This window comes from Kitasatospora saccharophila (assembly GCF_039529925.1).
Taxonomy (GTDB): domain Bacteria; phylum Actinomycetota; class Actinomycetes; order Streptomycetales; family Streptomycetaceae; genus Kitasatospora; species Kitasatospora saccharophila.
Genome location: NZ_BAAANS010000108.1, coordinates 1 through 14,164, shown reverse-complemented (window position 1 = coordinate 14,164; position 14,164 = coordinate 1). Strand labels below are relative to the sequence as shown.

The following is a 14,164-nucleotide window of genomic DNA, read 5'->3' as shown; positions in this document are numbered from 1 at the left end:
CGGAAAGTTGCACTCGCATCACGGAACACGGTCTACCGGATCAGGCCGCGCCGCGAGGGCAACTTCCCAGAATGATCACAACAGAATACGAGCCCTAAGGCGACGATGACGGCCCCGGGAATGCCCTCCCAGGGCCGTCGCTGTTGTACGGAGCGGCTCCTGCCGTCCCCCCGTCGCCGCCGTACCCGGGTGCGGGGACGGCGGCGGCGGGCAGCGTCGCAGAAGATGACGTGCGGTCAGGCCGCGGCGAGGGCGGCCGGACGCCGGGGCCGGTAGCGGGGGCCGGAGCGCAGCGGGCTTGCGGCGGCGACCAGCCGGTCCTCGGTCGGGGTACGCCGCTGGTCGACGTCGGCGGCGCGGGCCGGACGGGGCTCCGGCACAGCGAGCGCCCGGGCCAGCAGCGGGAGCAGCTCGCGGGCGATGGTGGCGTAACGCACGGAAAACCTCCGGAGATGCGAAGCGGCGACCCGGAAGTCCGGGCCGCCGCGGGCTGGTGTGCTGTTCAGTTCTGGAACCGGGACCGGCCCGGTGCGGTGCCCTGGTCAGGCGGAGAGCTGCTGGTTCTTGCGGATGGGGTTCTCGTCCAGCACATCGTCCGCGCTGCGCACCGTGCCGATCGGGCGGGCGCCCTTCGGCACCGCCGCGCCCCGGATCGGCTCGACGAGGTCGCCGGTGAAGTGCTCGAACTGGGCCCAACGGCGCTTCTCGATCAGGGCGTCCACCCGCGCGGCGGACCACTCCTCGGCCCGACGCTCCAGCCGCTTCTTGGCCTGCTCCGGCTTGGCGGCCCGCTGCTCCTGCTCGGCGCGGGCCTGGGCCGCGAGGCGCTCCGGCTCCCGGTACAGCGCGACCCGCAGGTCATCCTCCAGGCGCAAGCCGTCGGTGCAGTGCGCGTGGCCGGTGCAGGCCGCGCAGCGGGAGCGGTGCGCCTCGTAGGTGCGGCGGGCGGTATCGGCGGTCGGCGCGGCCGGGGTGAGCTGGTGAAGCGCCGGAACAACCGGCGTCTTCACCTTCTTCAAGACGGTGGTCGGGCGGCGGGCGGCGACGTCGGCGACGGCCTCGGCGCGCCGGGCCTGCCAGACCACCAACGGGATGTCGATGGTGAACAGCCGGTTGCTGTTGCCGCAGCGGCGGGCACCGGGGGTGCCGGCCTTCGTGGTGTGGTGCGGGACGAGCTTGAGCTGCTTGGTGCCCTTGTGGGTGGTGAGGGGGCACCAGGTCCCGCACTCGGGGCAGGCCAGGCGGTCGAAGCGGGGCACGCGGTCTACGGCCGTGAGCGGCAGCTCCGACAGGAGCAGGGCCGGCCGGGCGGAGACGGTCGTCGTGCGGGTCTTGGTCTTGCGCTTGGCCGAGAGGGGCGCGGTCGGGGTGGTCATCGAGACTCCTCGTGAGTGTGGAGGGAGATGAGGGCTGCGTCGCGTTGCTCTCTCCGTCCGCCAGGCCAACCGGGAGTTCCGGCGCCCTGGCGAGCGGACAGCGCATCGGCGCTGCGGGCAGTCGCGGGGGTTTGGTGGAGCTACCCTGCGCCCACTCGGGCGGCGACTGCAGGTCGTGCGGCGTCCAGGAAGTAGGTAGGACGGCCGCTGAACTTCTCATGAGAAGTTCCGACGAGGAAGACGCTACGGGAGAGTTGACCACCCGTCAATGACTTCTCATGAGAAGCCTTGTTGCGCTTCAAGAGAGTTGACTGTTCGTCACGCAAGAGTCCTCAGTAGCTGACTTCTCATGAGAAGTCAGCTACTGTGCTGCCATGACGACGAGTCCCTCCACCTCACCCCGGGTGCCCGATGTTGCCGCCGACCTGCGCCGACGCATCGAGGCCGGCGAGTTCGGCGAGTCCGGCAAGCTGCCGTCGACTCGGTTCCTCGTCGATCACTACGGCATTAGTGCGCAGGCGATCGCCCGCGTGGTTGGGCTATTGAAGAGCGATGGCGTTGTGGTCAGCCGCCAGGGGGCTGGTGTTTTCGTCCGTCGGGTCAACCCGCTCAAGTGGGAGCTGAGCGCCTTCGAACGTGGCAACCGACGAGACGACGTCCTCACCGGTTTGGACGACTGGAAGGCCAGCGTGGTCGAGCAGGGGCGGGTCCCGGAGCAACGGCTGATCAGCGTTACCGAGGAACCGGGCGAGGCCCCCCCGCCGTCCGTGGCGCAGTGGTTGCAACTCGAAGCTGGTGCCCTCGCCGTGTCCCGCCGCCGACTCCGGCTTGTCGACGGCGAGCCCTACCAGATCGCCGACAGTTGGTTCCCCGCCTCGGTTGCACTCGGCACGCCATTGATGGAGCCACACGACGTCACAATGGCCGGCGGCATCCTCGCGGCCATCGGCCAGCCACAGATCCGAATTCGTGACGAAATCACATCCCGGATGCCGACGCTTGCCGAGATCACGCAGTTGGACCTGCCAGCTGGTACGCCCGTCGCCCAACACGTGCGCGTTGGCTTCGGCCCTGACAACACGCCGGTTCGCGCGATGGTCACCATCGCGCCCGGCGACCTGAACATCCTCGTGTACGAGATGGAGATCTGAATGAGCGCCTACCAAGTTCGCTTGGCCACGCCCGACGATGTGCCGACCCTGATGGAGATGCGCACTGAGGCGGAGCAGTGGCTCGCCGAGATGGGCATCGACCAGTGGTCTGACCCTGATCTCGGTGAGCGAGCCATGCAGAGCTGGCTCAAGAGGATCGAGCTGGGCAGCATCTGGGTGGTCCTCAACGGCTCCGGCCGGATCGCCGCGACCGTTAGCCGCGGGCGGGCCGACATGGACTTCTGGAACGAGACCGACGACCCGCACAGCGCCTTCTACATCTACAAGTTGATCGTCTCCAGGGCCGAAGCGGGCAATCATCTCGGCGCGCGGATTCTTGACTGGGCCTCGGTGATCGCAGCCGCTGAGGGCAAGGCGTGGCTCCGTCTCGACGTCTGGCGTAACAACAAGGGCCTGCAGAAGTACTACGAGAAGAACGGGTTCGCGCACGTCCGGACTGAGGCACCAAGCCACCGTCTCAGCGGTTGGCTCGGACAGCGACAGGCCGGGACCGTACTGCATCCCGAGTGCCTCCTGCCCGCCATCCAGACGCCTCTGCCGAGTGATCTCAATGCCGAGTTGGCTGCCATCCAGGCTGAGGTCGACGAGCTGGCGAAGCGGGTGACGCGGCTTCGTTCCTCCTTCGACGCCACGTCAACCCCAGCAACAGGAGTCGTTCGATGGGCGTACGACGATGTTCAGGAGAACCTGGTCGATCTCGACCGAGGCATGAAGGCCGCAGTCAGGTCCGTCGACGCGGCAAAGACCAAGGCGGCAACGCTGCCAGATCCGTCCGACCTCGCCTGGTCTTCGGCGCCGCGACGACCCATCGAGTCGTGGCCGGCCAAGTAACTCGTAGTGCACAGACGATGGAGGAGGGGGCAGAGGTTGTCGTCCTGCGCAATCGTCATCTCATCGGATCGACACGGTGAGCTGGCGGCTACTCTTCGAGTTGTCCACAGGGGTACGCTAGCTCCGACAGTGATCCAAAACGCACTCCGCCGCCCGGCCCTGACGGACCGGACGGCGGTTAAGTGGATCGGCGCCCCCTGCCAGGGGCCCGTCCCGGTCAACCACGAAGAGGGTGGTGACGTGATGCAGGGTACCCGCGTCTGGCCCCCTCATGCGCACGGCACCCCGCCGTGGAGTCGACCGGGAAATCTCCGGGTCTCGCTCCGGCGGGGTGCCGTCTCTGTGTGCGTGGCCGGTCACGGCGGCCCCCTTGGTGGGGGTGTTCCGTGACCTAGGCCATCGTCCGGTGCTGACCGTTCCACGGGTCTAGCGCCGCCGGCCGCTCTCCGGACTTTCCACCCGGGTCAACGCGGCCACCTGCTCCGCCCCGCTCTCAGGTCTCCCAACCGTTGAGCGGGTTGCTGGGGATCGGGCTTTCCACCCGGTCACCAGCGGTACTACCGGTTCACCAGAACCACTTGCACGACCCCCCGAAAGGGGACGCACCACCGGCCTCCTGCAAGAGGCCAGCAACCCGGCCCCGTTTCCAGGGCCTTGCACTACCGCAGTCGGAGCCCCTGCAAGGGCCTCGGCTGCACCCAACCCGCAACACAGGTCCCGAGAAGAACTGAGAACTGGAGGTCGCTGATTGGTTTTCGCCCCCGTGAGGGGGCTGTGTGTCCACACCCGCAGGGGGTGCTTCTTGTGAGCACCCCCTGGGGGGTGCCGTGCTTTCCCATCTAGCAGTAGGGAGCGTTGTCATTTTGCAGCAGGTCAGGATGCCTTTCCAGTCACACGGTTCGCCGGTCGGCGCGGTGGGCTCCGCTGGTTCGATCATGATCGACGGCGGCCGGGAGGGGGGGAGGAGAGTTCTCCCCCCTCCAGCCTTGGGTTCTGTCGGGGGACCGGTTGTCGGACCGGTTGTCGGGGACACCACCCACCCCAGTAGCTATGTGATGCACATCACACCTTCGGGTGAACGTGTCGGGGGTGTCGTAGACGGCCTCCCGGGTGTAGATCCGGCCGCGCCGCAGGTTCCCGGCCAGCGCGGGGAGACGGTCGACGTCTCCGCGGTTCCGGTGTCGCGGGCGGCGCGGCGGTTCGTTCCGTGCGTGCCGGTGTTGCCGCGGCTGCTGGTGCCGGCGGCGGAGCAGTGGGCGGCGACGACGCGGGGGCGGGTCGTGCTGGACCCGTATTCGTGGATGCAGGCGGTGCACTGGGTGGTGGCGTCGGGCTGCTACCGGCCGTCGCGTTCGCACGGGCCGCGGGAGATGGGCCGTACTGCGATCCGTACCGCGCAGCTGCTGATGGAGCTGTCGCCGTGCCGTCCCGGGGTGGACTACCTGGCGCGGCGGCTGGGTGTGACGGAGCGGACCGCGCAGTACCAGCTGGACATGCTGCGCGAGTCCGGCCTGCTCGCCTACGTCGCGAAGGGGACCCGGGTCCGCGGGGAGAAGGCGAAGGCGAGCGAGTTCGTCCGGGTGGTCCCGCTCGAGTTCGACGTCGCCCTGGGCGTGCGGGTCGCGGGGGAGGGCAGCGGTCGGCGGGTGGTGGGGATCGCGGAGGCCGGGCGGGCGGCGATGGCTCTGCTGGGCAAGCGGGCCTCGCGCAAGGTCCGCGCGGCCCGGCCGAAGCCGTCCGCGAAGGCCCCGCTGACGGCCGGTCAGGGTCCCTCGGATGCCGTCCAGTCCCACGTTTCACAGGCCGCTGACACCGCCTCAGCAGCAGTCTGCCGTTGCACCCCAATGGGGGGTGGTTGCTGTACTTCTCCTACTGACGGTTTGACTCACCTTCCCTCCGAGACAGACCTCGCAAGCGGGAAGCCGAAGTCCAGCGCCGCGAAGAAGTCCACCAAGCAGCCGGGCCGGGCCCCTCGCCCGCTCAACAAAGTCGGACGCCGGTTCCAGCTGGCCGCAGAGCTGGTGCGCCAGGTGCCGTGGCTGCGCCGCGCCCTGGTGCCCCGGGTCGCGTGGATGGTTAAGGAGGTGGCCGACGCGGGCTGGAGCGCGGAGGAGGTCGTGGCCTGGCTGTCCATGGTCGAGGCGCCCAAGCGCGGCACCTGGCGGCCCACCGGCCTGCTCGGCCACCGTCTGCGTGGCATGACGCAGATGCCCGGCTGGCGCACCCCGGCCGAGCGTGCCGTCCAGGTCGAGCAGTGGCGCGACTCCCGCTCCGCCGCCCGCGCCCGCCACGACCGCACCAGCTCGGAGTGGACCCTGACCGACTGGCAGGCCCCGGCGACCGGCGCGGTGGGCCGCCTCGTCGACGCCGCGTTCGCCCAAGTTCGGCAGACCGGCACCCAGGACGCTCGCGAGCTGGAGCTGTTCGCCCAGGACCAGGACGGCCTGGTCGACCTCGCCCAGCTCACCCGCGAGGACGTCATCGAGCTGCGCGCCCTCGGCCAGAAGGACCCGGAGATGGTCCTGATGGCGATCCGGGAGTTCGGCGAGGACTACGCCCGCCGGCTCTACACCCACGGCCTGGTCGACCAGGTCCTGCGCCTGCGCCACACCGGCCGCATGGTCATCCACCAGCCCTGGAGGTCCGCGTGACCGAGCCGTCCACCAGCGGCGTCGACCTGGCCCGCGTCGCCCTCAAGGCCGCCCGGGAGGCCGCCCGCACCCGCGGCGCCGACGCCCCCGGCGGCGCCAGCGCCACCGCCCGGCCCGCCCGCCGCCGCACCGTGCGCACCGGCGGCCGCGACCCGATCGGCCTCGGTGCCGCCTTCGCCGGCCTCGTCGCCGACCGGGCCTGGGAGATGCCCACCGCAGGCGGCGGCGTCATCGACCAGTGGGCCGACATCGCCCCCGAGCTCATCGGCAAGGTCGCCCCCGTGCACTACGACCCGCCCACCGGCCGCCTCGACCTCCAGCCCGCCAGCGCCGCCTACGCGACCCAGCTGCGCCTGCTCGGCCGCCAGCTCGTCGCCCGGATCAACGGCAAGGTCGGCCGGACCGTGGTGCGGGATCTTCGGGTGCTGCCGCCCCGCGCCCTGGCCAGCGCAACCGGCCCCGGCCAGCCGGCCGAGCGGCAGCACGCGGCCGCGCAGCCCGAGGCTCCGGCCCGCACCCGCGACGACGTCGCCAGCGCCGGCTACCACCAGGCCCTCGCCGCGATCCGGCCCAGGCAGGCCAGCATCGACCCGGTGGTCGCCGCCGCGATCGCCCGCCAGACCGAAGCCGTGCTGAGCAAGCGCGAACCGGAGGACGTGTTCGCCGAGGCCGTCGCCGTCCGCGACCACCAGGAAGAGACGACTGCCCGCGCCGCCGCGGCCGCCAGCTCCCAGGCGATCGCCGAGCGCCGGGCCCGGGAGGAGCGGGCAGCCCGCGGCACCACCCCGCTGCACCCCACCCGGCTGCCGCGCACCCTCAGCGGCGCCGCCTGAGCCGGGCCCGGCGGCCGGCGATTCACCCCTCCGAGTGATGCCGAACGGCCCTACGCCCTCCCGTCCAGCTACTAGCGTGAACTGCCCCGTCCGATCGAGCGAAGGAACCCCGCGTGGCCCAGAATCCCAGTACAACGAGCGCTAGCGTGCACGAGATCGGCAACCTGCGCGCTGTGCAGGCTCCGCAGCAGACCCCAGACCTGGAGGGCATGCTGCCGGAGTGGGCCCGCTTCCTGACGGACTTCCCCACCGTCCCGGCCGCGGTGAAAGCCGCCGTCCAGGGCCACGAGGTGATGGTCGCCAGCTCCGAACACACCGAGTTCCGCCGGCGGGTACTGGCCACCGCTGACGGACCGGTCATCCAGGACACCATCTACCCGCACATCGACCTGCAGGACATGATCGCCACGGCCTGGCTGAACCACCCCGCCCCGAACCACGAAACCGCCCAGCACATCAAGGAGTTCCTGCTGTCCATCGTCCCGGACGGCACCCCGGTCGAGCGCATCACCGTCGTCCAGGAGCAGGGCCACGGTCCCGTCCCGCTCTTCGGCTACCAGACCACCGCCACGGCCGACGGCATGGACAGCTGGGACGAAGTCGACGCGCGCACCACCTTCGGCCCGCTCTACCCGGTCATGAACTACGTCAACGACGACCGGCTCGAGCTCACCTTCGCCCAGTTCGCGGATCTCCGCGAGCGCGGGTTCGCGGTGCAGGCATGCGACGGCTGCGGGCGGTACCTCACCAACGGCCACCCCTCCTGGCCCGGAGTCTGGATCGCGCTCGGAGAGGAAGGCGGACCCTCCTGCCCCAACGCGGACAACGACGATCGGTGGAACGACGTCTACACCATCACCGTCCACGGCCCCCACAGCCCCGCCCCGCTCCCTCCGGAAGGCACCGACGCATGAGCGGCACCCCGGCAGCGCCCTGGCGCGAACTGCTGGCCGACCTCGGCGACACCTACGACGGCTGCACCGCCGAGGAGGTCACCAACTCCGCGGCCGACCGACCGGAAGCCGCGGCCTGGCTCGCCGCCACCGCCCTGACCGGCGTGGAGGGCATCTCCACCGCGCTCACCACCCCGTGGGCCGTGCAGACCCCCCAGCAGGCCGGAGCCATCGCCGCCGCTCTCACCGTGATCCAGCACCAGGCCGAGCAGGCGAAGAGCCACCTCCTCGACGCCCTGGAGGCCATGGAGCGGCGAGGCGAAGTACAGCTCACCCGGTTCGGCGACGATCCACAGGAGCCGCTCGACCTCGCGCTGGATCTGTTCAAGCTGCAGCCGTCCCCGGAAACCGCCGACCACCTCTTCGCCGAGTTCTCCGCCGTACCCCTGCTGCGCACCGTGCCCACCACGTACGTCGAGGTGCTGGAGCAGGTCGCCGAACTCCTTCCCGACTTGGTCGTCCCCGGCAGCGGCGTCACGGCCTTCGAAGACCCCGAGCACCCCGAGCACCAGGGCTTCGTTCAGCTCCGCCACCAGGGCCAGGAGTGGCGGCTGTACTTCTACGACCACGAGTGGTTCCTCGACGGCCCCTCGCATTCCCCTCCCGCGTACCTGCTGCTGGACCGAATTCCGCTGCCGGCCGCCCACCCCACCCGGATCGCCGAAGCGACCCGTGCCAAGCTGGCCGAGTTCGCGCAGGCGCGATCCGCCGCCCTTGCCACCGCGCATCGCCCGCCGTCATCGAGGAGGACCAGGTGACCACCCAGCCCGACCACCAGGCCGCGGCCGCGCCCCGGCCGGCCACCCTGCACGAACTCCGCACCGCCCTCAGCAGGTACGGCCTGCCCGGCGACCGCGAGCAGTTCGAGAAGGACCTGGCCGCCGCCCTCGACGCCTCCCCGATCGGCGACCTCGCCGCCGTCACCGAGGTCGCCGCCACCTACCGCCACCGCCTGCTGCTGCGCACCAATCCGGACGCGATGGACTCCCTGGCCGCGCCCATCGGCGGCCAGAAGTGGAACTCGGCCGCCGACGTGTTCGCCCGCCTGCGCGCCACGGGCGGCGACCGGTGACCGACCAACCCGACCAGCAGCCGGCCCCGGCCCCGCTGCACGTCTTCCTGCCCGCCGCCGCCGAGCACGCCCTCGCCGCCCTGCAGCCTGGCGAGCTGGACGCGGTGGAGAAGCTGATCGAGCGCCGCGCCGTCCACCCGCGCCTCGGCATCCCTGTCCCCGGCGGCACCGACCCCGAGGTCGACGACTACACCGCCCGCACCGACCCGGCCGCCGACACCGGCGACCGCATCAGCCTCGTCTACCGTTTCCACTCCTCGATGTCCGCGGTGTTCATCACCTGGGTCATCGCCGGGCCCTGACCCGCCGCCACCACCCGCCCGGCCACCAGCTTACGAAGCAGATGCAGGTCACCCGGGGCCACGCGGAGGTCACCCGGCAGAGGGCAATCCGGCGATCTCTCAGGCACTCCTGCCGGGCCTTCCCCGATGCTGCTGCCCAGGACGTCCCCGATCCGGTCGAAAGGAGCACACCGTCGTGCGCCAGGCCCAACCCCACCCCTACCCCGCAGGCACCGTCTGGCTGTTCAACGCGAACAGGAACAACTACCCCAACGCCCACGAACTGGTCCTGCGCTGGGAAGCGGACAACGAGCGGACCTTCCGCGACCACGCACCCGCGGACGCCGACGCACTGACACTGTGGCACCAGTGGACCGACGAGATGGCCGACCACCTCCACAACCAGCACCCCACCCGCTACCAGCCCGGCGACGTCCACATTACCTGGACCATCAGCACCCCCACCGGAGTCGGCATCGCCGAGTACGCCCCGCACTACGAACGCAGCCCCTTCCAGCAGACCCTCACCCCCCACGAGGACTTCCTCACCCACTACACCCACCCGGTCCACAGCACCACCGGCGAGCGCCTCAACTGGCTGCGCCTGCCCGTGGCCGACCGTCGCGACCAGGACCCCGGCAGCGGCTTCATCCAGGACGCCACCGGCTGGAAGCCCGGCCCCCTCCAGCCCTTGATGAACGTCCACCGACTCGCAGCCGCAGCCGGCCTCCAGCCGTGACCGGCGACCCGCAGCAACTCGCTGCTGCGTCGATGCCCGTCCCGACCGCCTCCGCCTACCAGCTGGCCGACGCGATCCGCCTCTTCGCCCGCTCTCTGCTCCGGCACAACCCCACCACCGACGGTCCCGTCGACCACGGCGAGATCGCCGCGGTGCTCCACCTCGCCTTCGACAGCATGCACGCCGCTCTGGAGAGCGCGGCGATCCACGCCGGCGGCCCCCTGAACCTCCCACCGGCCAGCGCCTGGGACCGGGCGATGCACGACGCGCTGAACCTGCGCGACCACCTCGGATACGCGATTCCGGACGGCTTCGACTGGGACCGCACCGAGAGGTGGCCGGGCCAGCCCGGCGGCGCGTACGACGTGGTTGCCCAGCGGCTGAACCGGCTCCGGACCCTTCGCCGCACCGGGTCCTCCCCGGTCACCGGCCGGGAGTGAGGGCCCGCGCCGCGGAGGTAAGAAATTCTTACCTCCGCGGCGCGGGCCCTTCAGCGCACGGCCTGGATTGCCGCCGACGTGCTGCTACAGGTCGACCCCGGCAGTCCGGGCGGCGGCGTTCAGCTGCTCCAGCACCGCGGCCGCGGCCTGGCGGGTGACCGGGTCCTCGTCGTCGAGCAGCAGCCCGACGAGCTCGGCGGCGGCCGCGGCCACCGGCACCGGAACCTCGACGGTGCGCAGCTGCAGCAGCCGCGCGGCAGCCCGGCCACCGGCGGTGCTGAGGACTGGATGGTCCGGGCTGCCGCTGCTGCCCGGATTGGGGATCAAGGCGGTCAGACCTGCGCCGAGGCCCAGCGGCCGGGCAGTGGAAGAGGTGCTCACCTCCCGATCAACACCGGCCTGGGCGCCGAGGTCACGGCCGGAGGGGTAACCCGGGCGGCCGCCCGTACGACTGACCCGGTTCCGGGAGACAGGTGCCGGGACGGCGGAGATAGATCATTTAGAGGCGGACGCGGATCGGCGGTGATCTGTCTCTCGCGCGCACCATTTGCCCGATAGATCTGTTTTATCTATCTCCTGATACCCCTGTTTTACCTGGTAGGAGAGTTTTCGGCCTCACCTGCGTCTACCTGTGTCCACCTAATCCGATGTGTAGGCAGTTCCAGCGTGCCCGGTGGAAGGGCTGTTCTGGGGTTGCTTGCCGTGGTGGATGCCTGGGCTCTCCCCTGGCCCGTGAGGTCTTGCGACAGAGCGGCGCCATCACGATCGGAGTGGGTGTCGCGGTGTCCTGGCCGGTGCCGGGCTGGACGCCTTTGTGTCTACCGACCTGCGAGGTCTTGAGACAGGCCGGCGCCGATGGGTGCTTACCGGGCCGCCGCGACGCCTGCCGGTGACCGTGTTGTCGTGGTCGTGGCGCGAGCCCGCTCCAGGGCCGACCCCTTGCTTGTTCTCCGCGAGTCGTCGAGCTCTGGTGAAGACGGGGGCCCCTGGAGCGCGCTGGTGTCACGAACGGCTACTGAGATGGCGGACCACCGAGTCCTGGGATTAGGTCGCCGCGTGACCCGCATGTGCTCGTGACCTGCGAAAACAGGCAACACAGGGAGGATCGGATGGAGATCTTCTGCGGCATCGACTGGGCCGAGTCGCACCACGACGTCGCCCTGGTCGACGGCACCGGCCAGTTGCTGGCCAAACGTCGGATCACCGACGACGCGGCCGGATACCGGCTGCTGCTCGACCTGCTCGCCGAGTACGGCGACAGCCCCGAGGAACCGGTCCCGGTGGCGATCGAGACAGGCCGCGGCCTGCTGGTCGCCGTCCTGCGCACCGGCACCCGGCAGGTGTACGCGATCAATCCGCTGGCCGCCGCCCGCTACCGCGACCGCCACGGCGTGAGCCGCAAGAAGTCCGACCCGGGCGACGCCCTGGTGCTGGCAAACATCCTGCGCACCGACATGCCGATGCACCGGCCGCTGCCCGCCGACACCGAGCAGGCCCGCGCCGTCACGGTGCTCGCCCGCGCCCAGCAGGACGCCGTCTGGAACCGCCAGCAGCTCGCCAACCAGATCCGTTCGCTCCTGCGCGAGTACTACCCCGCCGCCCTGGAAGCCTTCCAGCACAAGACCGGCGGCCTCACCCGCCCCGACGCCCGCGAAGTCCTCACCACCGCCCCCACCCCGGCCCGAGCCGCCAAGCTCACCCTCGTCCAGATCCGCGCCGCGCTCCGGCGTGCCGGCCGCACCCGCGGCATCAACACCGAAGCCGAACGCCTGCGCGACGTCTTCCGCGCCGACCGCGCCCGCCACCCCGAACTCGTCGAAGCCGCCCTCGGCCGGCAGCTCCTCGCCCTCCTGGTACAGCTCGGCGCCGCCTGCCGGGCCGCCGACGACCTCGCCGACGCCGTCGAGGAAGCCTTCCGCGAGCACCCGGACGCCGGGATCTATCTCAGCTTCCCCGGCCTCGGCGTCCAGCTCGCCGCCCGCCTCCTCGCGGAGATCGGCGACGACCCGGCCCGCTTCGCCGACGCCCGCAGCCTCAAGGCGTACGCCGGATCCGCCCCGATCACCCGGGCCTCCGGCAAGAAGAGCTACGTCGGCCGCCGCATGGTCAAGAACAACCGGCTCCTGCACGCCGGCTTCCTCTGGGCCTTCTCCGCGCTCCGCACCTCACCCGGCGCCGACGCCCACTACCGCCGCCGACGCGAGAAGGGGGACTGGCATGCCGCCGCCCAGCGCAACCTCCTCAACAGGCTCCTCGGCCAGCTCTACTACTGCCTCCACAACCGCCAGCCGTTCGACGAACAGATCGCCTTCGCCATTCCACACGGACTGGCCGCAGCGGCGGCCTAGCCATCAAAGGCAGGCTCGGTGCATCTAGTACTGCAACGGTGCTTACCGTGACGGTTGTTGGGTTCGCTCGTTGGGCCGTTCATGGGTGGGGACATATCCGAGGTCGATGCTCGTCGCTGGTCGGACGGGCTGGCCGGGCTGCATGAGCGGTTTGCTCACCGGTTCGCGCGGAGCGAGTCGCGCGAGTCGGCACTGGCCTACATGCGGGGCCTGCTGGCGCCGTTGGAGCGCAAGAACGGCTGGACCGTGGCGGAGGAGGCCGGCCACGGCGGGCCGGACCGGATCCAGAGGCTGCTGAACCGCATCGACTGGGACGCCGACAGGGTGCTCGACGACGTGCGCGAGTACGTCGTCGAGCACCTGGCGGATCCCTGCGGCGTGCTGATCGTGGACGACACCGGCTTCCTGAAGAAGGGAGTGCAGTCAGCCGGCGTCCAGCGGCAGTACTCCGGCACCGCAGGGCGGACCGAGAACTGCCAGGTCGGAGTCTTCCTTGCCTACTCCAGCGAGCTGGGTCGGACGTTGATCGACCGGGCGCTCTACCTGCCGAAGTCCTGGACCGACGACCGCGTGCGCTGCCGAACGGCCGGGATCGGCGACGAGGTCGAGTTCGCCACCAAGGTCCAGCTCGCACGGGCAATGGTCCGCCGCGCGATCGACGACAAGATCCCGTTCCGTTGGGTGACCGCAGATGCCGGCTACGGCTACAGCAAGGGCTGGCGCTACGAACTCGAGCAGGCCGACGTCTTCCACGTCATGGCCACCACCAGCCACGACACCGTCGTCACCTGGCAAGCCATGGACCATCGGCTGCACGACCTGGTCGCCGACCTGCCCCGGCAGAGGTGGAAGCGTCGCTCCTGCGGCGAGGGCGCCCACGGCCTGCGGATCTACGACTGGGCTCGCGTGGAGGTCCGCCCCTGGCACCGTCCTGACCGCAGGCACTGGGTCCTGGCCCGCCGCAGCATCAGCGATCCCACGAAGGTCGCCTACTACATCGCCTACGCGCCAGCCGAGGCCACACTCAACGAGCTGATCGCCGTCGCGGGCGCCCGCTGGGCGATCGAGGAGTGCTTCCAGACCGCAAAAGGCCAGTGCGGCCTCGACGACTACCAGGTCCGCCGCCACCCGGGCTGGTACCGGCACATCACCCTGGCCATGGCCGCCCACGCCTACCTCACCGTCGTGCGGGCCCAGCAGCTCGAAAAGGGGCCGGACCTGCTCGAACACCAGACCTGGTACCTCTCACCCTCCCCGAGATCCGCCGGCTGATCACGCAGCTCACCCGGCCTGTTCGCCGCAGCATAGGCCACGTCCTGCACTGGTCCCGATGGCGCCGCAGACGCCAACAACAGGCCCGGACCAGCCATTAGAAGCGATTCCCAAACTGATGGACACGGCTGCTGCTCGAACCTTCGTACGCATCAGCCTCGTTCGGGTGATCGCTCCGCAGCTGGCGCATGGAAGA

The 14,164-nt window shown here is 70.5% G+C and carries 15 protein-coding genes; 12 read left to right on the top strand and 3 right to left on the bottom strand.

What is annotated here, in order from left to right; all coding sequences use genetic code 11:
* Positions 1 to 236: 236 nt before the first annotated feature.
* Positions 237 to 437: a hypothetical protein gene (locus ABD345_RS38555; protein ID WP_344559276.1), complete on the bottom strand. Its 201-nt coding sequence runs from the start codon at positions 435 to 437 to the stop codon at positions 237 to 239.
* A gap of 105 nt (positions 438 to 542) precedes the next feature.
* Entirely contained in the window at positions 543 to 1,376 is an 834-nt protein-coding gene (locus ABD345_RS38550) for a hypothetical protein (RefSeq protein WP_344559274.1), read from the bottom strand.
* Between the two features lie 374 nt (positions 1,377 to 1,750).
* On the opposite strand from ABD345_RS38550, the gene ABD345_RS38545 reads away from it, so the two are divergent.
* The 10 genes from ABD345_RS38545 (at position 1,751) to ABD345_RS38500 (ending at position 10,348) form a co-directional block, all read left to right on the top strand.
* On the top strand, positions 1,751 to 2,527 hold the full coding sequence (locus ABD345_RS38545) for a GntR family transcriptional regulator (protein ID WP_344559272.1): 777 nt from the start codon (positions 1,751 to 1,753) through the stop codon (positions 2,525 to 2,527).
* Positions 2,528 to 3,379, top strand: a complete 852-nt coding sequence (locus tag ABD345_RS38540) for a GNAT family N-acetyltransferase (protein ID WP_344559270.1) — start codon at positions 2,528 to 2,530, stop codon at positions 3,377 to 3,379.
* Between the two features lie 1,211 nt (positions 3,380 to 4,590).
* Complete coding sequence (locus ABD345_RS38535) at positions 4,591 to 6,030, top strand: transcriptional regulator (protein WP_344559268.1); 1,440 nt, start codon at positions 4,591 to 4,593, stop codon at positions 6,028 to 6,030.
* Positions 6,027 to 6,863 (top strand): DciA family protein, encoded by an 837-nt coding sequence (locus ABD345_RS38530; RefSeq protein ID WP_344559266.1) that lies wholly within the window; start codon positions 6,027 to 6,029, stop codon positions 6,861 to 6,863. Before ABD345_RS38535 ends, ABD345_RS38530 begins: the two co-directional genes overlap by 4 nt.
* Positions 6,864 to 7,009: 146 nt before the next feature.
* On the top strand, positions 7,010 to 7,777 hold the full coding sequence (locus tag ABD345_RS38525) for a hypothetical protein (RefSeq protein WP_344559264.1): 768 nt from the start codon (positions 7,010 to 7,012) through the stop codon (positions 7,775 to 7,777).
* Complete coding sequence (locus ABD345_RS38520; protein ID WP_344559262.1) at positions 7,774 to 8,574, top strand: hypothetical protein; 801 nt, start codon at positions 7,774 to 7,776, stop codon at positions 8,572 to 8,574. The genes ABD345_RS38525 and ABD345_RS38520 overlap by 4 nt, the downstream gene beginning before the upstream one ends.
* Positions 8,571 to 8,888, top strand: coding sequence for a hypothetical protein (locus tag ABD345_RS38515; RefSeq protein WP_344559261.1), 318 nt, complete (start codon positions 8,571 to 8,573; stop codon positions 8,886 to 8,888). Before ABD345_RS38520 ends, ABD345_RS38515 begins: the two co-directional genes overlap by 4 nt.
* Positions 8,885 to 9,190 (top strand): hypothetical protein, encoded by a 306-nt coding sequence (locus ABD345_RS38510; RefSeq protein ID WP_344559259.1) that lies wholly within the window; start codon positions 8,885 to 8,887, stop codon positions 9,188 to 9,190. The genes ABD345_RS38515 and ABD345_RS38510 overlap by 4 nt, the downstream gene beginning before the upstream one ends.
* A 175-nt stretch (positions 9,191 to 9,365) precedes the next feature.
* Positions 9,366 to 9,908 carry a hypothetical protein gene (locus ABD345_RS38505; protein WP_344559256.1) on the top strand — a complete coding sequence of 181 codons (543 nt, stop codon included), beginning with the start codon at positions 9,366 to 9,368 and terminating at the stop codon, positions 9,906 to 9,908.
* Entirely contained in the window at positions 9,905 to 10,348 is a 444-nt protein-coding gene (locus tag ABD345_RS38500; RefSeq protein ID WP_344559254.1) for a hypothetical protein, read from the top strand. Before ABD345_RS38505 ends, ABD345_RS38500 begins: the two co-directional genes overlap by 4 nt.
* A gap of 84 nt (positions 10,349 to 10,432) precedes the next feature.
* On the opposite strand, the gene ABD345_RS38495 is transcribed toward ABD345_RS38500, so the two are convergent.
* Entirely contained in the window at positions 10,433 to 10,729 is a 297-nt protein-coding gene (locus tag ABD345_RS38495) for a hypothetical protein (RefSeq protein WP_344559252.1), read from the bottom strand.
* Positions 10,730 to 11,457: 728 nt separating this feature from the next.
* On the opposite strand from ABD345_RS38495, the gene ABD345_RS38490 reads away from it, so the two are divergent.
* Both ABD345_RS38490 and ABD345_RS38485 read left to right on the top strand, forming a co-directional pair.
* Positions 11,458 to 12,696 (top strand): IS110 family RNA-guided transposase, encoded by a 1,239-nt coding sequence (locus tag ABD345_RS38490; protein ID WP_344559250.1) that lies wholly within the window; start codon positions 11,458 to 11,460, stop codon positions 12,694 to 12,696.
* Positions 12,697 to 12,777: 81 nt separating this feature from the next.
* The gene (locus ABD345_RS38485) at positions 12,778 to 13,968 is read left to right on the top strand and encodes an IS701 family transposase (RefSeq protein WP_344559248.1); all 1,191 of its coding nucleotides are present in this window, start codon (positions 12,778 to 12,780) and stop codon (positions 13,966 to 13,968) included.
* The last annotated feature ends 196 nt before the right edge of the window (positions 13,969 to 14,164 follow it).